Source organism: Streptomyces sp. NPDC003393 (genome assembly GCF_053589015.1).
In genome coordinates, this window is the sequence record NZ_JBSFRB010000057.1 from 29,550 (window position 1) to 47,324 (window position 17,775).

Annotated in this window: 14 protein-coding genes and 3 pseudogenes; 9 read left to right on the forward strand and 8 right to left on the reverse strand. The window is 72.5% G+C overall.

The window, feature by feature from the left end; translation table 11 throughout:
- Positions 1-3: 3 nt before the first annotated feature.
- From ACWDUZ_RS35170 to ACWDUZ_RS35195, 6 genes are all read left to right on the forward strand, one after another.
- Positions 4-1,035 carry an ABC transporter permease gene (locus tag ACWDUZ_RS35170; RefSeq protein ID WP_451635890.1) on the forward strand — a complete coding sequence of 344 codons (1,032 nt, stop codon included), beginning with the start codon at positions 4-6 and terminating at the stop codon, positions 1,033-1,035.
- A complete protein-coding gene (locus ACWDUZ_RS35175) occupies positions 1,032-1,913 on the forward strand; it encodes an ATP-binding cassette domain-containing protein (protein ID WP_451635891.1) in 882 nt (293 codons plus the stop codon). Before ACWDUZ_RS35170 ends, ACWDUZ_RS35175 begins: the two co-directional genes overlap by 4 nt.
- Before the next feature lie 117 nt (positions 1,914-2,030).
- The gene (locus ACWDUZ_RS35180; protein WP_451635892.1) at positions 2,031-3,179 is read left to right on the forward strand and encodes an ROK family glucokinase; all 1,149 of its coding nucleotides are present in this window, start codon (positions 2,031-2,033) and stop codon (positions 3,177-3,179) included.
- Positions 3,176-3,760, forward strand: coding sequence for a sugar kinase (locus tag ACWDUZ_RS35185; RefSeq protein WP_451635893.1), 585 nt, complete (start codon positions 3,176-3,178; stop codon positions 3,758-3,760). Before ACWDUZ_RS35180 ends, ACWDUZ_RS35185 begins: the two co-directional genes overlap by 4 nt.
- A 106-nt stretch (positions 3,761-3,866) precedes the next feature.
- A complete protein-coding gene (locus ACWDUZ_RS35190) occupies positions 3,867-6,728 on the forward strand; it encodes a DEAD/DEAH box helicase (RefSeq protein WP_451635894.1) in 2,862 nt (953 codons plus the stop codon).
- Positions 6,725-8,794, forward strand: coding sequence for an SWIM zinc finger family protein (locus tag ACWDUZ_RS35195; RefSeq protein WP_451635895.1), 2,070 nt, complete (start codon positions 6,725-6,727; stop codon positions 8,792-8,794). The genes ACWDUZ_RS35190 and ACWDUZ_RS35195 overlap by 4 nt, the downstream gene beginning before the upstream one ends.
- An 81-nt stretch (positions 8,795-8,875) precedes the next feature.
- Here ACWDUZ_RS35195 and ACWDUZ_RS35200 read toward each other — a convergent pair.
- The 5 genes and pseudogenes from ACWDUZ_RS35200 to ACWDUZ_RS35220 all read right to left on the reverse strand — a co-directional run.
- Positions 8,876-9,001 (reverse strand): annotated as a pseudogene (locus ACWDUZ_RS35200) (arabinofuranosidase catalytic domain-containing protein); the annotation flags it as partial.
- 84 nt (positions 9,002-9,085) lie between these two features.
- Positions 9,086-10,066 carry an alpha/beta fold hydrolase gene (locus ACWDUZ_RS35205; protein ID WP_451635896.1) on the reverse strand — a complete coding sequence of 327 codons (981 nt, stop codon included), beginning with the start codon at positions 10,064-10,066 and terminating at the stop codon, positions 9,086-9,088.
- An 18-nt stretch (positions 10,067-10,084) separates the two neighbouring features.
- Positions 10,085-10,930: an MBL fold metallo-hydrolase gene (locus ACWDUZ_RS35210; RefSeq protein WP_451635897.1), complete on the reverse strand. Its 846-nt coding sequence runs from the start codon at positions 10,928-10,930 to the stop codon at positions 10,085-10,087.
- A 252-nt stretch (positions 10,931-11,182) separates the two neighbouring features.
- Positions 11,183-12,796, reverse strand: a complete 1,614-nt coding sequence (locus ACWDUZ_RS35215) for an MFS transporter (protein ID WP_451635898.1) — start codon at positions 12,794-12,796, stop codon at positions 11,183-11,185.
- A 12-nt stretch (positions 12,797-12,808) separates the two neighbouring features.
- Positions 12,809-13,507 carry an SDR family oxidoreductase gene (locus tag ACWDUZ_RS35220; protein WP_451635899.1) on the reverse strand — a complete coding sequence of 233 codons (699 nt, stop codon included), beginning with the start codon at positions 13,505-13,507 and terminating at the stop codon, positions 12,809-12,811.
- A 112-nt stretch (positions 13,508-13,619) separates the two neighbouring features.
- On the opposite strand from ACWDUZ_RS35220, the gene ACWDUZ_RS35225 reads away from it, so the two are divergent.
- Complete coding sequence (locus ACWDUZ_RS35225) at positions 13,620-14,111, forward strand: winged helix-turn-helix transcriptional regulator (protein WP_451635900.1); 492 nt, start codon at positions 13,620-13,622, stop codon at positions 14,109-14,111.
- Positions 14,112-14,166: 55 nt separating this feature from the next.
- Here ACWDUZ_RS35225 and ACWDUZ_RS35230 read toward each other — a convergent pair whose 3' ends face one another.
- Complete coding sequence (locus ACWDUZ_RS35230; RefSeq protein WP_451635901.1) at positions 14,167-14,634, reverse strand: winged helix-turn-helix transcriptional regulator; 468 nt, start codon at positions 14,632-14,634, stop codon at positions 14,167-14,169.
- Between the two features lie 88 nt (positions 14,635-14,722).
- Here ACWDUZ_RS35230 and ACWDUZ_RS35235 point away from each other — a divergent pair, with 88 nt between their 5' ends.
- A complete protein-coding gene (locus ACWDUZ_RS35235) occupies positions 14,723-15,217 on the forward strand; it encodes a PaaI family thioesterase (RefSeq protein ID WP_451635902.1) in 495 nt (164 codons plus the stop codon).
- A 300-nt stretch (positions 15,218-15,517) separates the two neighbouring features.
- Here ACWDUZ_RS35235 and ACWDUZ_RS35240 read toward each other — a convergent pair whose 3' ends face one another.
- The gene (locus ACWDUZ_RS35240; protein WP_451635903.1) at positions 15,518-16,381 is read right to left on the reverse strand and encodes an alpha/beta fold hydrolase; all 864 of its coding nucleotides are present in this window, start codon (positions 16,379-16,381) and stop codon (positions 15,518-15,520) included.
- A gap of 568 nt (positions 16,382-16,949) precedes the next feature.
- Here ACWDUZ_RS35240 and ACWDUZ_RS35245 point away from each other — a divergent pair.
- Positions 16,950-17,644: pseudogene (locus ACWDUZ_RS35245) on the forward strand (lysophospholipid acyltransferase family protein).
- A gap of 35 nt (positions 17,645-17,679) precedes the next feature.
- Here ACWDUZ_RS35245 and ACWDUZ_RS35250 read toward each other — a convergent pair.
- Positions 17,680-17,775 (reverse strand): annotated as a pseudogene (locus ACWDUZ_RS35250) (transposase); the annotation flags it as partial.

Here is a 17,775-nt window from a genome sequence, read left to right on the forward strand (position 1 = left end):
ACCATGGAACGAACGGCCGACGAAAGGATTCTGCAGAGCTCTCCGCTGCGGAAGCTGCTCTCCCGCCCCGAGCTGGGCTCGATCGTCGGCGCACTCGCCGTCTTCGCCTTCTTCGCCCTCGCCGCCGATGGCTTCCTGCGCGCCTCCAGCCTCAGCACCGTCCTGTACGCGTCGTCCACGATCGGCATCATGGCGGTCCCGGTCGCCCTGCTGATGATCGGCGGCGAGTTCGACCTGTCCGCGGGCGTGATGGTGACCTCCTCGGCGCTGATCTCGTCCATGTTCAGCTACCAGATGACGGCGAACACCTGGGTCGGCGTGGGCGTCTCGCTCCTGCTGACCCTCGCCGTCGGCGCCTTCAACGGCTTCATGCTCGCCCGCACCAAGCTGCCCAGCTTCATCATCACGCTGGGCACCTTCCTGATGCTGACCGGCATGAACCTCGGCTTCACCAAGCTGATCGACGGCACGGTCTCCACCAAGACCGTCGCGGACATGGAGGGCTTCCCGAGCGCCCACGCCGTCTTCGCCTCGACCCTCACGCTCGGCGATGTCGACGTCAAGGTCACCATCCTGTGGTGGCTGGGCCTGGTCGCCCTCGCCTCCTGGATCCTGCTGCGCACCCGCGCCGGCAACTGGATCTTCGCGGTGGGCGGCAACCAGGACGCGGCCCGCGCGGTCGGGGTGCCGGTCACCAGGACCAAGATCGGCCTCTACATGGGCGTGGCCCTGGGCGCCTGGATCTCCGGCCAGCACCTGCTGTTCTCCTTCGACGCCGTCCAGTCCGGCGAGGGCGTCGGCAACGAACTGATCTACATCATCGCCGCCGTCATCGGCGGCTGCCTGATCACCGGCGGCCACGGCAGCGCCGTCGGCTCGGCGGTCGGCGCGCTCCTGTTCGGCATGACCAGCAAGGGCATCGTCTTCGCCGAGTGGAACCCCGACTGGTTCAAGTTCTTCCTGGGAGCGATGCTGCTCCTCGCGACCCTGCTGAACGCCTGGGTCCGCAAGCGCGCGGAGGCGACGACGAGATGACCGAGACCACCGGGCGCACGCCGGGGGCGGCAGGACGCCCCCCGGGAGCCGTCATCGGCGCTCCAGGATCCCTTGAGCGCACACCAGGAACGCCGCGACGCACGCCGCTGATCGAGCTGACCGACGTCAGCAAGCACTACGGCACCGTGCGCGCCCTGCGGAACGTCTCCATGGAGGTCCACGCGGGGGAGATCACCTGCGTCCTCGGCGACAACGGCGCCGGCAAGTCGACACTGATCAAGACGATCGCCGGGCTGCACCGGCACGACGCCGGCACCCTGCGCATCGAGGGGGAGGAGACCCGCCTCGACTCCCCGCGCGACGCCCTGGACCGCGGTATCGCCACGGTCTACCAGGACCTGGCCGTCGTCCCCCTGATGCCGGTCTGGCGCAACTTCTTCCTCGGCTCCGAGCCCCGCAAGGGCGCGGGCCCGTTCAAGCGCCTCGACACCGGCCTCATGCGCCGCACCACCCGCGAGGCACTGCTCCGTATGGGCATCGACCTCAGGGACGTCGACCAGCCCATCGGCACCCTGTCGGGCGGCGAACGCCAGTGCGTGGCGATCGCGCGGGCGGTCCACTTCGGGGCGAAGGTGCTGATCCTCGACGAGCCGACGGCGGCACTCGGCGTGAAGCAGTCCGGCGTGGTCCTGAAGTACGTGGCCGCGGCCCGGGACCAGGGCCTCGGTGTCGTTCTCATCACGCACAACCCGCACCACGCCCACCTCGTGGGGGACCGCTTCGTGCTGCTGAAGCGGGGCACGATGGTGGGCCGGCACACGCGGGACGAGATCACCCTGGAGGAGCTGACCCGTCAGATGGCGGGCGGCAGCGAGCTCGACGACCTCCGTCACGAGCTGGAGAAGAGCACTCCGTAGGGTGATGCGCGCGTCCGTCCGTACGGCCCGCGCGCACGCGCGTGGAGGCCGTACGGGGCGCCCGCCGCTCGGTCCCCCTACGACACGCTTACCGGCGGTGCGGCAGAATCGGGGCCGATGAGCACCTACCGCGACCTCACCGCCCCTATCGGCTCCCGCCGCGCCCCCGTGCTGCGCACGGTCGGCACCAGGGAGCGCCGCTCGCACCTGACCGCACCCCGGGTGCCCACGGTCGGGATCGACATCGGCGGCACCAAGGTGATGGCGGGCGTCGTCGACGCCGACGGCAACATCCTGGAGAGGCTCCGCACGGAGACCCCGGACAAGTCCAAGAGCCCGAAGGTCGTCGAGGACACCATCGTCGAGCTCGTCCTGGACCTCTCCGACCGGCACGACGTGCACGCCGTCGGCATCGGCGCGGCCGGCTGGGTCGACGCCGACCGCAACCGCGTGCTCTTCGCCCCCCACCTGTCCTGGCGCAACGAGCCGCTGCGCGACCGCCTCTCCGAACGCCTGTCGGTGCCGGTCCTGGTCGACAACGACGCCAACGCCGCCGCCTGGGCCGAGTGGCGCTTCGGCGCCGGCCGCGGCGAGGACCACCTCGTCATGATCACGCTGGGCACCGGCATCGGCGGCGCGATCCTGGAGGACGGCCAGGTCAAACGGGGCAAGTACGGCGTCGCCGGCGAGTTCGGGCACATGCAGGTCGTGCCGGGCGGCCACCGCTGTCCCTGCGGCAACCGGGGCTGCTGGGAGCAGTACAGCTCCGGCAACGCCCTGGTGCGCGAGGCGCGGGAACTGGCCGCGGCCGACTCTCCGGTGGCCTACGGGATCATCGAGCACGTCAAGGGCTCCATCTCCGACATCACCGGCCCGATGATCACCGAGCTGGCCCGCGAGGGCGACGCCATGTGCATCGAGCTGCTGGAGGACATCGGCCAGTGGCTCGGCGTCGGCATCGCCAACCTGGCCGCCGCCCTCGACCCGTCCTGCTTCGTCATCGGCGGCGGGGTCTCCGCGGCCGACGACCTGCTGATCGGTCCCGCCCGGGACGCCTTCAAACGCCACCTCACCGGCCGCGGCTACCGCCCCGAGGCCCGCATCGTGCGCGCCCAGCTCGGCCCCGAGGCCGGCATGGTCGGCGCTGCCGACCTCGCCCGGCTCGTCGCCCGCCGCTTCCGGCGCGCCAAGCGCCGCCGCGTGGAGCGCTACGAGCGCTACGAGCGGTACGCCGAGGCCCGGCGGGCGGCCCGGGAGGCACTGTGACGATGTCACTGCCGCGCCAGGCGACGCCCCCGGACGCACCACCGCCCCGCCCGGCCGAGGACCGCCGGCACCGCGACCGGCGCCGGGCCCTCACCCTGCTGATCATCGTGCTGCTGATCGGCGTGCCGGCCGGCTATCTGGTGATCTCCGCCAACCAGAGCCGCGACAGCGGCAAGGACAAGGAGGCCAAGTACGCGGCGACCGGCCTCACCCCCACCTACCCCGCCAAGGTGCAGCGCCGCCTCTACCAGGTGCCGATCCCGCACCCGGCCGACCGGGTCGCCTCCTACGAGACGAACAACTGGAAGACCAGCCGTCTCTACGTCCAGTTCCGCACCACCCAGGCCGGCCTCGACACCTACCTCGACGCCATGGGCGTGCACCGGAACGACCTGAAGAAGGGCGCCATCACCATCAGCGCCCGCGACCAGAAGATCAGCGGCTGGAAGTTCACCGACCCCGGCCCCTGGTGGGGCCTGAGCCACCACCAGAAGAACCCCGCGCCCACCCAGGACGTCGTCGTGAACCTCTCCGACCCGGTCCTGCCGATGGTCTACGTCGTCTCCCGCACCGTCCCCTGACACCGGGGCCGGCGGCCCCGAAGACGTCGCCGGAGCCGAATGTCAGACCCCGCCCGTAGAGTCGAAGACGACCGCATCGACCGGTGAGGGGGAGGTGACAGGACGGATGAGCGACATGGCCGTGGCCGAGACGGCCGGCGCGGCGGACACCGTGTCCGTGCGGCTGGCCGCCGTCTTCCTGCCCGCACCGCTCCCGCGCGAGGGCCGCGTCGCCTTCTGGGACCCGGCCGGCGAGGTGTGGCCCGAGGGCCGGCCGCCCGGCACCCCTTCCGCGCGCGCGGAACTCACGGTCGTGGGACCGCGCGGACGAGGCGTCCGCCGCAGGACGGCACCCGCCCTCGTGCTGCCGGTCGAGGCGGCCCTTCCCCACCTCGCGCGCGCCCGGCACGACCCGACGGCACACCCCGCCACCGCGTGCTGGGGCGCGGCCGCGCTGCACGCGCTGCGACTCACCGCCCGCGGACGGCTGCTGCCCGGCCTGACCGCCACCGGGCACGACGCCTGGCGCGCCGGCCCCCTCGACCCGGACGACATCGCGCACCTGCGCGCGATCGCCGCCGCCCTGCCGTACGAGGGCCACGCCGTGCCGCTGCCCGGCACCGGTCCGCTCCGGCTGCCCGACCCCGAGGCGCTGCTGCGCGCCTTCCTCGACGCCGTCGCCGACACCCTGCCCCGGACCCCCGCCGCGGCCCACACCTACGGCAGGCCCTTCGCCGACCGCCGGGCCCAGCACCTGCCGGCCGCCCGCGACTGGGCGGCCGAGGTCGCCGCGGGCATGGACGCCGGGGTGCGGATCTCACTGCGCCTGGACTTGTCGGCGCACGACCTGTTCGACGGCGACGCCGACGAAGTCGGGACCTCACGCCGGGCGGGCGCGGCGATCGTGCAGGTGCACAGCCTCGCCGACCCCACTCTCGTCGCCGACGCGGCGGCCCTGTGGGCGGGGGAGGCCGACGCGGCCTTCGGTCCGCGCGCGCGGGTCGACACCGCCCTCGCCGTGCGCCGCGCGGCCCGCGTCTGGCCGCCGCTCGACCGGCTCGGCGAGCAGGAGGTCCCCGACGTCCTCGCCCTGTCCGAGGACGAGGTGAGCGAGCTCCTCGGCGTGGCCGCGACCCGGCTCACGGCGGCCGGTGTCGCCGTGCACTGGCCGCGCGACCTGGCCCAGGACCTGGCCGCCACCGCCGTGGTGCGACCCGCGCCGGGCTCCGCGACCGACGGCACCGGCTTCTTCGAGTCCGAGCACCTGCTGAGCTTCCGCTGGCAGCTGGCGCTCGGCGGGGACCCGCTCACCGAGTCCGAGATGGACGTGCTCGCCGAGGCCCACCGGCCGGTCGTACGGCTGCGGGACAGCTGGGTGCTCGTCGACCCGGCCCTCGTCCGCAAGGCCCGCAAGCGCGACCTGGGCCTGCTCGACCCGGTCGACGCGCTCTCCGTCGCCCTCACCGGCGCCGCCGAGGTCGACGGCGAGACGGTCGAAGCTGTGCCTGTGGGCGCGCTCGCGGCCCTGCGGGACCGCATCACGAGCGGCGTGCGGCCGGCCGAGCCGCCGCCCGGACTCGCCGCCACCCTGCGCGACTACCAGCTGCGCGGCCTGGCCTGGCTCGACCTCATGACCTCCCTGGGCCTCGGCGGCTGCCTCGCCGACGACATGGGCCTCGGCAAGACCGTCACCGTCATCGCCCTGCACCTGAAGCGGGCGCACCGCGCACCCACCCTCGTGGTCTGCCCGGCCTCCCTGCTGGGCAACTGGCAGCGGGAGATCACCCGGTTCGCGCCCGGCGTCCCCGTCCGCCGCTTCCACGGCCCCGACCGCACCCTGGACGGCCTGTCCGGTGGCTTCGTGCTCACCACGTACGGCACCATGCGGTCCACGGCGCCCCTGCTGGCCGAACAGGACTGGGGGATGGTCGTCGCGGACGAGGCCCAGCACGTCAAGAACCCGTACTCGGCGACCGCCAAGGCCCTGCGCACGATCCCGTCCCCCGCGCGCGTGGCCCTCACCGGCACCCCCGTGGAGAACAACCTCTCCGAACTGTGGGCCCTGCTCGACTGGACCACTCCCGGACTGCTCGGCCCCCTGAAGTCCTTCCGCGCCCGGCACGCGCGCGCGGTGGAGAACGGCGAGGACGAGCAAGCCGTGGAGCGGCTGGCCCGCCTGGTCCGGCCCTTCCTGCTGCGCCGCAGGAAGTCCGACCCCGGCATCGTCCCCGAACTGCCGCCCAAGACCGAGACCGACCACCCGGTCCCGCTCACCCGCGAACAGGCCGCGCTGTACGAGGCGGTCGTGCGCGAGTCGATGCTCGCCATCGAGACCGCCGAGGGCATCGCCCGCCGGGGCCTGGTGCTCAAGCTGCTGACCTCGCTCAAGCAGATCTGCGACCACCCGGCGCTCTACCTGAAGGAGGAGCACCCGCGCGGCGGCGACCGCCTGGCCGCCCGCTCGGGCAAGCTCGCCCTGCTGGACGAACTGCTCGACACCCTGCTCGCCGAGGACGGCTCGGCCCTGGTGTTCACCCAGTACGTCGGCATGGCCCGTCTGATCACCGCCCACCTCGCCGCCCGTGCGGTCCCCGTCGACCTCCTCCACGGTGGTACGCCGGTCGAGGAGCGCGAGCGCATGGTCGACCGGTTCCAGGAGGGCGCGGCCCCGGTCCTCGTCCTGTCCCTGAAGGCGGCCGGAACCGGCCTGAACCTCACCCGCGCGGGCCATGTCGTCCACTTCGACCGCTGGTGGAACCCGGCGGTCGAGGAGCAGGCCACCGACCGCGCCTACCGCATCGGCCAGACCCAGCCCGTCCAGGTGCACCGCCTGATCACCGAGGGCACCGTGGAGGACCGCATCGCCGAGATGCTCGCGGCCAAGCGTGCCCTGGCCGACGCGGTCCTCGGCACCGGCGAGTCGGCGCTGACCGAACTGACCGACCGCGAACTGTCCGATCTGGTGTCGCTGCGGAGGGAGGGCCGATGAACCCACGACCTGCCGACGCGGCGCGCCGAGCTCTCCGGGCGGCCAGGCCACAGCGGCCGGCCCCGACGCCCGACCCGGAGGTTCCCCGCAAGGCCGAGCCACGAGAAACCCTCCCGCCGGAGCGGACCGAACGAACCGAACGACCGGAACGACCCGAAGGCCCCGAACGGCCGGTCGTTGACGCCGCTCAGCCGGAGCAGGCGGGCACCGGCGGTGGCGGTGACCGTCCGGGTGACGTGGCTCGTGAGGCTTTGCGTGCTGCGGTTTCGGCCCGGCGTGGTCTCGGTTCCGGGGTCGGTGGGGCGGTGGAGTCTTCCGGGGCGGCCGGCGCGTCCGACCCTGAGGGCGGCGGGGTCCGCGGGCCGGGCCGGTCGTCCGTTGCCGGAGACCCGTCGGACCACCCGACCACCACCCGTGGCAGCGGTGACCGTCCGGGTGATGTGGCTCGTGAGGCTCTGCGTGCTGCGGTGTCCGCCCGGCGTGGTGTCGGTTCCGGGTCCGGTGGGTCGGAGGGCGGGGCGGTGGAGTCCTCCGGGGCGGCCGGCGCGTCCGTCCCCGAGGGCGGCGGGGTCCGCGGGCCGGATCGGCCGGAACGGCCGGCCGTCGACGTCGCTCAGCTGGATCAGCCGACCACCACCCGTGGCAGCGGTGACCGTCCGGGTGATGTGGCCCGTGAGGCTCTGCGTGCCGCGGCTTCCGCCCGGCGTGGTGCCGGTAACGGGACCGATGGGCCGGAGGGTGAGGCGGCACAGTTCTCCGGAGACACCAGCGCACTGCCGGCGCCCCACCCCGTCCCCCGCACCATGGCCTCGCCCCGGCGGGACGGCGATGTGCGGCGCACCTTCCCCGCGTTGTCCGCCCGGACGGCGGGCGAGTCCGGCTTCGCCGAGACCTGGTGGGGCGAGGCGTGGCTGGACGCGCTGGAGAAGGGCGCGCTCGATGCGGCGCGGCTGGCCCGGGGGCGGGGTTACGCGGAACGGGGGCACGTGGACGCCATCACCGTGACCCCCGGCCTCGTCCTGGCATACGTACGGGGAAGCCGCCCGCGGCCGTACCGGGTCCAGGTGCGGGTGCGGACGCTGGACGACGCCGACTGGGACCGGTTCCTGGACACAGCCGCCGAACGTCCGGGGCACATCGCGGCGCTTCTGGACAAGGAGATGCCCCAGTCCCTGGCGGACTGCGGCGTGCCGCTGCTCCCCGGCCCGGGCGACCTCGACCCGCAGTGCAGTTGCCCCGACCGCGGCCACCCCTGCAAACACGCGGCGGCCCTGTGCTACCAGACCGCGCGGCTGCTGGACGCCGACCCGTTCGTCCTGCTCCTGCTCCGCGGCCGGGGCGAGCGTGAACTGCTGGACGCCCTCTCCCGGTTGAGTGCCGCCCGCTCCGCCCGGGCCGCGCGCGAGCGCGCCCCGGAGCCCTTGCCGGGGGTGCGCGCCGTCGACGCCCTCGCCCCCCGCCGGCTGCCGCCCCTGCCCCCTCCGCCGCCGCCGCCTCCGCACCCCGAACAGCCCCCGGTGTATCCGGCGTCGCCGGGCGGCCCGGACCCGTTCGCCCTGGACCAGCTCGCGACCGACGCCGCCGCGCGCGCCCACGCGCTGCTCACCACCGGACGGGATCCCGTGGGCGGTCTGACGCTGTGGGAGGACGCGGTACGACTCGCCGCGGCCCGCCCCGGCTCCGGGCTGACCGCGGCCACCCGCGCCCTGTACTCCTCCCTCGCCTCCGTCACCGGCCGCACTGCTGCCGACCTGGCGCGCGCGGTGGCCGCCTGGCGGCAGGGCGGCCTGGAGGGACTCGCCGTCCTGGAGGAACCCTGGGACCCGCCGGCCGGCCGCTTCGACCGGGCGCGTCCGCTGCTCCTCGCCGCCGACCTGCCGGCCTTCCGCCCCTCGCACAACCGGCTCACCCATCCCCTCGGCCACCTCCAGCTCCGCCTGGGCTGGGACGGTCTGTGGTACGCGTACGAGTCCGAGCCCGGCCGCGACGACTGGTGGCCCCGGGGCACCCCCGACCTGGACCCGGTCGGCGCCCTGACCGGCCTCGCCGCCCCCGGCGGCCTCTGAGCGCGCACGCGCCGGCCGTACGCCTGGAGGCCGCCCACGACGACCGGCGCGGTCGTCGCTCCCGCGACTTTTCGTACCCGCCCGCGGCGGTGCCGAGAAGTCTCCGGGCGGTGCCCGGGTGAGGTGGTCGCCGCGGTCGGACCGGTCGTGGACGACGGTGACGAGGCAGCTCGTTCCCGATCGGAACGCGTCCTGCGCGGCGGCGCCGGCGTGAACGCCGGTGCCGCCGCGTCGCGTCGCCGCGCCCCGCTGGTGTTCCGGGACGCGACCGGCCGGAGAGTCCGGACTCCGTCAGAAGCGGTCGACGTCGATGACGGCCTGCGTGAAGGCCTCAGGAGCCTCTTGCGGCAGGTTGTGGCCGACCCCCTCCAGCATGCGATAGGCGTACGTGCCGGTGAACCGGTCGCGGTACGAGGAGCCGTACCCGGGCTCCGTGAAGGGGTCGCTCCCGGCGTCGAGGGCGATGGTGGGAACCGTGATGACCGGACGCTCGGCAAGCTGTTCCTCGTAACGGTCATAGCGGCGCTCGCCGTCGACGAGGCCCAGCCGCCAGCGGTAGTAGTGGAGCACGACGGACGCGTAGTCGGGGTTGTCGAAGGCCGCGGCGGCGCGTTCGAAAGTGGCGTCGTCGAAGTTCCAGGTGGGCGAGATGACGTTCCAGAGGTGCCGCGCCAGGTCTTTGCGTCGGGTCCTGTCCTCCATGGCGATCCGTCCGCGCTCCGTGCCGAAGTAGAGCATGTACCAGTAGTTGCTCTCGACCTCGGGAAGAAGGGGCTGGAGGCGGTTGGCCTCCAGGTCGGTGACGCGGTATCCGCCCACCGAGACCAGGGCTCTGCAGCGGTCGGGCCACAGGGCCGCGATGACACCGGCGGTTCGCGCGCCCCAGTCGAAGCCGGCCAGAACGGCCTGGTCGATGTCCAGGGCGTCCATCAGCGCGATGATGTCGAGAGCGACCGCCGCCTGCTGGCCGTTGCGGAACGTCCGGGAGGAGAGGAACCGGGTCGTACCGTGGCCGCGCAGATAGGGCACGATCACGCGGTAGCCCTCGGCCGCCAGGGCAGGCGCGACATCGACGTAGCTGTGAATGTCGTGGGGCCAGCCGTGCAGCAGGATGACGACGGGGCCGTGGGCGGGGCCCAGCTCGGCGTAGCCGACGTCCAGCAGCCCCGCCTTGATCTGCTCGACCGGGGTGAAGTGAGGGTGGGCCGTCGCGACCGCCGCACCCTCGGATGCGGGCGTGGGGCCGTGCGCCGCAGCGTGTTCGTCAGTCATGAGAGGCCTTTCCGGAGGTCAGGAGTAGAGCGCGGCGGCTCCGTTCCACAGGGCGCCCGGGTTCAGGCGCTCGGGGAACCGCTCCAGCATGGCGTTGAAGAAGTCGAGGGCGTTGTCGTGCCGGGCGAGCAGCTCCTCGGCGGCGTCGAGGTACTGGCGGGTCTCGTCGATGCAGCGGGTGGCGTCGTCGTCCAGTTCCTTGTTCTTGTGTCCGGTGACGATGTGGCGGGGCCTGAGGTCCTCGACGACGGCGATGGCTCGGCGCCACGCGTCCAGGCCGCCGTTGCCGGCCTCGACCAGGAACTGGTGCACCCCGTTGTAGATCACGTCACCCGCGACCACGAGGTCGAGGTCGGGGACGTGCAGGACGCTTGTGTCGTCGGTGTCGCTGTGGCCGGCTTCGACGATCACCAGATCGTGGCCCTCCAGCGTGAAACGGTTGTCGGGCACGGTGACGGCCGTGACGGGCGCGTCCGGGATCTGGCCGGGGAAGAACATGTCCCAGAAGCCCGCACGGATGGCCACGTTGTGGTGCATCTGCTTGATCGTGCCGGCGCTCGCGACGACCTGGGCGCCGAATCGCTCGGCCAGGACGCCCGCCGTGAACCAGTGGTCGCCGTGACCGTGCGTGGCGAAGATGTGGGTGAGGTTCTTGCCGGTGGCCTCGATCCACTCACCGACGGCCTCGGCCTGAGCGGACGTCAGCGGCGGGTCGACGAGCACGGCGTCGCGCTCGCCGTGGACCAGCGTGACCGACAGGGGCGAGAACATCCGCCGGTCGCCGTTGGGGACGAGCTCGGGAACGTTCAGCGGGATCGGATCGGCGACGAAGACCTCGTACCTGAGAGTGCTGTTCGATGTCATGGCATTACCTCTGGTTCGTGATTGATTGTTCTATGGATGAAGGGGGCTGGCTGCCCGGGAGAAGGACGGAGCCGACGGGCGGCGCCCCACATCTGTGCCGCCGAAGTGGCCGGGTCCGGAAGGCGGCCGGCCAGGAAGCGGCGGACCGATCGCCGCGGCGCGAAGAACCCCACGCCGTGGTGAGCGGCGGGAGGGCACCGCCATGGGCTGCTGCTCCCGAGGGCCGGACCGGACCGAGCCGCCGTGCCGGCGTCAGCGGCCGGCGGCGCCGACCGGTGACGGCCGGACCGTGCCGGTCGCGGTCGTGTGGTGCGGCCGGTTGTGCACCAGAAGGGCGGAGGCCAGTGCGGCGCACAGGAACACGACGGCGACGACGGCCATGCCCGCATGCACCCCGGAGGTGAAGGCGTCGCCGACCGCGGCCGTCACGCTCGGCGGAGTGCCACCGTGGGCCCTGCCGGTGGCGACGGCGTGCTCGACGGCGGGCCAGGCCGCCCGGGGCACATCGTGGGCGTCGAGCCGGGCCGGCAACTGGGCCTGGAGCCGGTTGGCGAGCAGCGCGCCGAGGAGCGAGGAGCCCGTGACGGACCCGATCTGGCGGAAGGCGTTGACGGCTCCGGAGGCCATGCCGGCGTGCTCGTGGGAGACGCTGACCAGGGCCGCCGCGGTGCTCGGCGCGGCCACCATCCCGCAGGCGGCTCCGAAGAGGACGTACAGCCACCACACCTGGGAGTAGGGGGTGTCGGGTCCCACGGTGAGGAACCCAGCGGCGGCGGCCGCTCCGACGAGGAAGCCCAGCGTCAGCGGGAGCTTGAAGCCGGTGCGGCGGATCAGCCGGCCGGCCGCGTAGGCGACGACGACGTAGACGCCGAAGAGGGCCAGCAGGCGCCACCCCACGTCCAGGGCGGACAGCCGCTGGACACGCTCGTAGAAGAGCACCGACAGGATGGCCACGCCGGTGAACCCGAAGAGGGAGACGGCCGCGATGAACATGACGGCGCTGAAGGATCTCGAGCGGAACAGGGTCATGTCCAGCATGGGCGTACGGCCGGCGCGCTCGACGAGGACGAAGCCGGTCAGCGCCGCGACCGCGACGAACCAGGCGGTGAGGATGCGGGGGCTGGTGTAGCCGGCGTGTCCGCCCTCGATGAGGGCGTAGACGAGTGCGGCGATGCCCACGACGGCGAGTACCTGGCCGGGGATGTCCAGCTTGCCGCCAGGGCTGCGTGATTCGGCGACGAAGGCGGCGACGCCCATGGTGACCACGGCCAGGACGGCCGTCGACAGGAAGACGGTGTGCCACTGGAAGTGGCCCAGCAGTCCACCCGCGATGAGGGGGCCGACGGCGAGTCCGATGCCGGAGGAGGCCGCCCAGGCGGTGACGACTTCGGTGCGCCGGTGCGGGTCGGGGAAGGCGGCCCCCAGGATGGCCAGACTGTTGGGCAGGATGAGCGCGCCGCCGACGCCGGAGACGAGCTGACCGGCGATGACGCCGGTCACCGAGGTCGCGGTGTAGACGGTGAGCGACCCGATGATCATGATCGCGGAGCCGGTGAGGAAGACGCGCTTGCGGCCGAAGAGGTTGCCGACCGTGCCCGCGGACATCACCAGGCAGGCCACGAGCAGCGTGTAGGCCGAGGGGATCCAGACCAGCCCGCTCGGGGAGACGTGCAGGTCGTCCTGGATGGCCGACAGCGCCGACACGGACGCGGTGATCAGCAGAAAGGTCGTCATGGCGCCCAGGCACATCGCGGTGAGCGTGACGGCCGCGGTGAGCCGGGAAGGCGGGTGATCGCCGGCCGGCCCGCCGGTGGGGTTCGACCGTCCCGCGCGCTGGACGACGCTGGGGGAGGGAGTGGAGGTCACGGCGTCCTCGCCTCAGCCGAGCTGCGGGTAGAGGGCGGCGACCCCGCCGGAGAGGTTCGCCCGGACGTGGCGGCTGATGTCGTCGACGACGATCTCGTGCGTGCCGGCGGCGATGCCGTCCACGGCGGCACGGGCGACGTCCGCCGGGTCGGTCTTGGGCTCGGTGACATGGCGGGCCATGTCGGTGTCCATGTAGCCGACGTGCAGCCCGGACACGGTGATGCCGCGGGGCGCGAGCTGCTGGCGCACGGTGTTGGTCATGCTCCAGGCCGCGGACTTGGCGGCGGAGTAGGCGCCCACGGTCGGGAAGCTGATCCACGAGAGCACCGACAGGATGTTGAGGATCGAGCCGCCGCCCCGTGCCTCCATCACCGGGGCGAAGGACCGGATCACGCGCAGGGTGCCCAGGTAGTGGGTGTCGATCTCCAGCTGGAGCGCGTCCCAGCTGCCGTTCAGCGGGTCGGCCCCGGTGGAGCTGCCCGCGTTGTTGATCAGCAGGTTGACGTCGTTCGCCGCCTCGGCGGCCGCGGCGATCGATGCGGGATCGGTGACGTCCAGCTGGATCGCCTTCACTCCGGGCAGATCGATGTGCTCGGGCCGGCGGGCCGCCGCGTAGACGGTGGCGCCCCGTGCGGCCAGTTCCTGGGCGAGTGCCCTGCCGAGCCCCCGGTTCGCGCCCGTGACCAGGGCGGTTGCCGCGCTGATGTTCATGACTTCTCCTTCGGCTTGCACAAGAAGTGGCTGACTTATGTTTCTCTAAGTCAGCTCGACGGTATAGTCTGACGAAGGTTGAAGCAAGTCAGCTGGGAGAGGGGGAGCAGACATGAGCGATCTGCTGTCGGAACGGGACACCTGGTCCATGACCAACTGCTCCATCGCCCGGACTCTGGAGATCGTCGGCAACCGGACGGCGCTGCTGATCATGCGCGAGGCGTTCTTCGGCACCCGCCGGTTCGACGACTTCGCGAAGCGGGTGGGCATCGGAGACCCTGCTGCCGCGGCGCGCCTGAAGGAACTGACCGCCGCCGGACTCCTGGAGCGCGTCCCGTACCGGGAGCCCGGCCAGCGGACCCGGTACGGCTATCAGTTGACCGACAAGGGCCGCGACTTCCTGCCGGTGCTCGTGGCGCTGCGGCAGTGGGGCGATGCCTGGGCCTCCGACGAGCAGGGGCCCCCGGTCGTGGTGCGCCACAAGGACTGCGGTGCCGAGGTGCGTGCCGTGCTCCGTTGCGACGAGGGGCACGACGTGCAGTTCGAGGAATCGTTCGTCGACGCCGGCCCGGGTCTCGTCCGCGTCGGCCCGGACAGTCCCTGACCGAGAGGGCGACCGGCGGGGCCGGGCGGCGCGCCGTCGGGAGGAGGCGCGCCGGTCAGATGTGAGGGTGCGCCGAGGGACCCGGGCGGGTCCGGGCCTGCGGCGGCGTCAGCGGTCCGTGGTCGTCCCCGCAGACGATCACTGCGTGCAGCGGCTCGCCGCAGTCCGCGTGGAGAACCTCCAGAGGTGGGCCTTCGGGGTCCGCGGTGTACCGGTCACCCCACTGCTTGAGCGCGATTATCGCCGGCCACAGGTCCCAGCCCTTGCGTGTGAGCCGGTACTCGCGCCGGGTGCGGCTGCCCGGCTCGCGGTAAGCGACGGTCTCCAGGATTCCGGCGGCCACCAGTTTGCGCAGCCGGTCCGCCAGTACCGCCTCGGAGAGCCCGATGTGCCGCCGGAATTCGTCGAAGCGCCGGACGCCGTTCATGGCGTCCCGAAGCAGCAGCAACGACCACTTCTCGCCGACCAGGTCCAGCGTCCGCTGGACCGTGCAGTTCTCGGTGCTCGTCTCCAGCCAGCTCATGCGCCCATCCTAGGCTGGCTTCGCTGTTGACAGCCAGATCGTGGCCATCTAGCTTCGCTATATGAAGTCAGAGCGACAGGGAGCGAGCATGCGCAGGTCACGGACGGTCGACTGGGAAGATCCCACGGTCTCCGCCGACGCCGTCCCCCACCACAGCGGTCTCGACTTCCTCCGCGAGATCCTGGCCGGACGGCTGCCCGCCCCGCCCATCGCCGCCACCCTGGGCTTCACCCTGGAGGAGGCCGAACACGGCCGCGCGGTCTTCGTACTGGTACCGGGCGAGGAGCACTACAACCCGATCGGCAGCGTCCACGGCGGCGTCTACGCCACGCTCCTGGACTCGGCGGCCGGCTGCGCGGTGCAGACCGTGCTCCCGCAGGGCATGGGTTACACCTCGCTCGATCTGACCCTGAAGTTCCTGCGCCCGGTCACCGTCGACACCGGGAAGGTCCGCGCCATCGGCACCGTCCTCAACGCCGGGCGCCGCACCGCCCTCGCGCAGGCGGAGCTCCGAGACTCCGAGGACCGGCTGCTGGCCCACGCCACCAGCAGCTGCATGCTCTTCCCGGTCCAGCCCCGCTGACCGCGACGCGCGCGCGATCCCGCCCGAAATCTGCGGGTGACGACTCGGTGCCGGAGGCAAGCACCGTTGCCGTACCAGGCGCGTCGCACGCGCAGGTGAACGGGTGATCAATACTCCCCGTCGTCGCCGGTTTCGCTGACCGGCGATTCGGGCTCGTGGTTGCCCTGAAGCATGTGTCCAGAAGTTCTGCGCTCAACGCAGGACGGTGGCCGCCGGAGGCGGAGGGCGTTGTCGTGCACCGCCGCCACGCGACCCGGATGTCCGCCGGACGCGCCCTCGCCGTGATCGGTGACCGACCGGCTACGGGGCGAGTGGCGCGAGCGTGTGCTCGGGTGTGGTGAGGATCGAGTAGTGGCCTTGGCCGGGATGGATGTGAAGGCGTGCGCCCGGTATCGCCGCGGCGAAGCGGCGGGCGTGCTGGAGCGGGACGGTGGTGTCCGCGTCCCCGTGGTGGATCGACGTGGGCACACTGATCGACGCGAGGTCGAAACCCCAGGGTCGGGTCAGTAGGCGCAGATCCTGCCCGACTCCACCGCTCCCGCGGTGGAACGCTCGCAGGTAGTTGGTCAGAAAGGCAGCTCGCGCGTCCGGCTGGGCGAGAGCCTGCCGGTCGCCGGCGGGCATCTCGCTGGTCGCCAGGCGGAGGAACAGCCCTGGTGCCCGACGCGTCAGCGTGGCCAGGCGGCCCAAGAACCAGCCACCGAAGGCCGGAGCATGCCGGGCGATCTGCAAGGACACGCGTTGCCCGGCCGCCATCCCGCGGGTGGGCCAGGCCGGCGGGCCGAGGGGCGCGACGAGCATCAGGCTGCGGACACGGTCAGGCAGCTCGGCCGCGCACGCGGCCGCGAACGCTCCGCCGCCCGAGACACCGAGCAGCGCCACCGAGCCGACGTCCAACGCGTCCAGGACCAGGGTGGCCTCCGCAACCCAGTCCACGACCCGCGACAGGCGACGGGCGTCCGTGCCGCCAATGCCGGGGCGATCCGGGGCGATGAGGCGCAAGCCGAGCGCGTGGGCCGCGTCCGCGAGGCTGTACACGGCCAGCCGGGAGTCGGCGAACCCGTGGCAGAACAGCACCGCAGGCGCGTCAGGGTCCCCCACCACCTCGACCGCGATCACCCCGTCGTCGGCTCGGTGCACCTCCACCCTCATATCGTCTCCCATGACCGTGCTCTGAGACCTGAGCGGCTTTCCGGAGGCTCTGCCGGTAGCCGGCCGGGAGACACGAACCTGCCCGGGGCCGCGCGGTAAGGAGCCGGCCCGGCGATGCTCTTCGAGAACGCCTGGACCGGCCCCCTGGCCGTGACGCGCAGGACTTCTGGAAACGCGCTGGGAGGACCGACCCCGGAGGCCGCGAGGGGGCTGAGCGTCCGCCCACGGCCCACCTGGCGATCCCCGTCGCAGGCAGTCGTGCCATGGCGCCGCCCGCGACGCGTCGGTTCCCTCGTGTGGCGTACTCGTGTGGCGTACGGACATGCTGCCCGGTGGCGATCTTCATGGGTGGCCGTTCGTACGATGGGTGTACGGGACGGCCTGTTCGCGAGTGGCCGCATCCGCCTCCGGCCTCTTCACGCCGCCCGGCCGCCCGGGGAGACAGGGGCGTGGCTGCTGAGGATTCGCGAGGCCGCCAGGCGCCGTGAACCGTTCCCCGGGTCCCGGGCCGGAGGCGGATGCGAGTCGCCGACCCGGTGCAGGCGTGTCCGGGAGCCGATTCGGCAGTGAGAAGCAGCCGATGTTCTATTACCTGCTCAAGTACGTCCTTCTCGGGCCGTTGCTGAGGCTGCTGTTGCGGCCGCGGGTCGAGGGTCTCGAGCATGTTCCGGCGCAGGGTGCGGCGATCGTCGCCGGGAATCACCTGTCCTTCGCCGACCCCCTCCTCATGGCCGCGGTGCTGAAACGGCGCATCACGTTCCTGGCCAAGGCGGAGTACTTCACGACGCCGGGCCTCAGGGGCCGGCTGACCGCGCTGATCCTTCGCCGTACCGGGCAGATTCCGGTGGACAGGTCGGGCAGGGCCGCAGGGCGGGCAGCCCTCAGCGAGGGGCAGGCGGTACTGGCGCAGGGAGAACTGCTCGCGATCTTTCCGGAGGGCACGCGCTCCCCCGACGGCCGGCTGTACAGGGGCAAGGTCGGGGTGGCGGTGATGGCTCTGGCCGCCCGCGTTCCGGTGATTCCGGCCGCAACGGTGGGGACGTACCAGATCTGGGGCCGGGCACGTGTCCGGCCGAGACACCCGCCGGTCGTGATCCGTTTCGGGGAGCCTCTGGACTTCTCGCGCGCTTTGCGAGGACGACGTACCAGGAGACGGTGCTGCGGGCCGTCACCGACGAGATCACGTACGCGATCCTGCGGCTCTCGGGTCAGGAGTACGTGGACCGGTACGCGGCCGACGTGAAGGCCGCACAGGCTCCCGGGCGCCAAGGCTGACGGGGGCTTTGGAATGCGTGGACCGTTTGCGAACCCGCCCGCCGACGGCGTTCCAGCAGCCAGTGCGGGAAGTAACTGCCGGGACCGGAGCTTGGGGACGGCGAGTTCGGACGGTGCCCGCTCGGGTGTCC

Bases quoted from the DNA above. Each gene is read 5' to 3' on its own strand.
- ACWDUZ_RS35170 (WP_451635890.1), top strand. From the start codon at position 4: ATGGAACGAACGGCCGACGAAAGGATTCTGCAGAGCTCTCCGCTGCGG.
- ACWDUZ_RS35205 (WP_451635896.1), bottom strand. From the start codon at position 10,066: ATGACTGACGAACACGCTGCGGCGCACGGCCCCACGCCCGCATCCGAG.
- ACWDUZ_RS35230 (WP_451635901.1), bottom strand. From the start codon at position 14,634: ATGAGCTGGCTGGAGACGAGCACCGAGAACTGCACGGTCCAGCGGACG.
- ACWDUZ_RS35235 (WP_451635902.1), top strand. From the start codon at position 14,723: ATGCGCAGGTCACGGACGGTCGACTGGGAAGATCCCACGGTCTCCGCC.
- ACWDUZ_RS35240 (WP_451635903.1), bottom strand. From the start codon at position 16,381: ATGGGAGACGATATGAGGGTGGAGGTGCACCGAGCCGACGACGGGGTG.
- ACWDUZ_RS35195 (WP_451635895.1), top strand. From the start codon at position 6,725: ATGAACCCACGACCTGCCGACGCGGCGCGCCGAGCTCTCCGGGCGGCC.
- ACWDUZ_RS35210 (WP_451635897.1), bottom strand. From the start codon at position 10,930: ATGACATCGAACAGCACTCTCAGGTACGAGGTCTTCGTCGCCGATCCG.
- ACWDUZ_RS35225 (WP_451635900.1), top strand. From the start codon at position 13,620: ATGAGCGATCTGCTGTCGGAACGGGACACCTGGTCCATGACCAACTGC.
- ACWDUZ_RS35180 (WP_451635892.1), top strand. From the start codon at position 2,031: ATGAGCACCTACCGCGACCTCACCGCCCCTATCGGCTCCCGCCGCGCC.
- ACWDUZ_RS35220 (WP_451635899.1), bottom strand. From the start codon at position 13,507: ATGAACATCAGCGCGGCAACCGCCCTGGTCACGGGCGCGAACCGGGGG.
- ACWDUZ_RS35175 (WP_451635891.1), top strand. From the start codon at position 1,032: ATGACCGAGACCACCGGGCGCACGCCGGGGGCGGCAGGACGCCCCCCG.
- ACWDUZ_RS35190 (WP_451635894.1), top strand. From the start codon at position 3,867: ATGAGCGACATGGCCGTGGCCGAGACGGCCGGCGCGGCGGACACCGTG.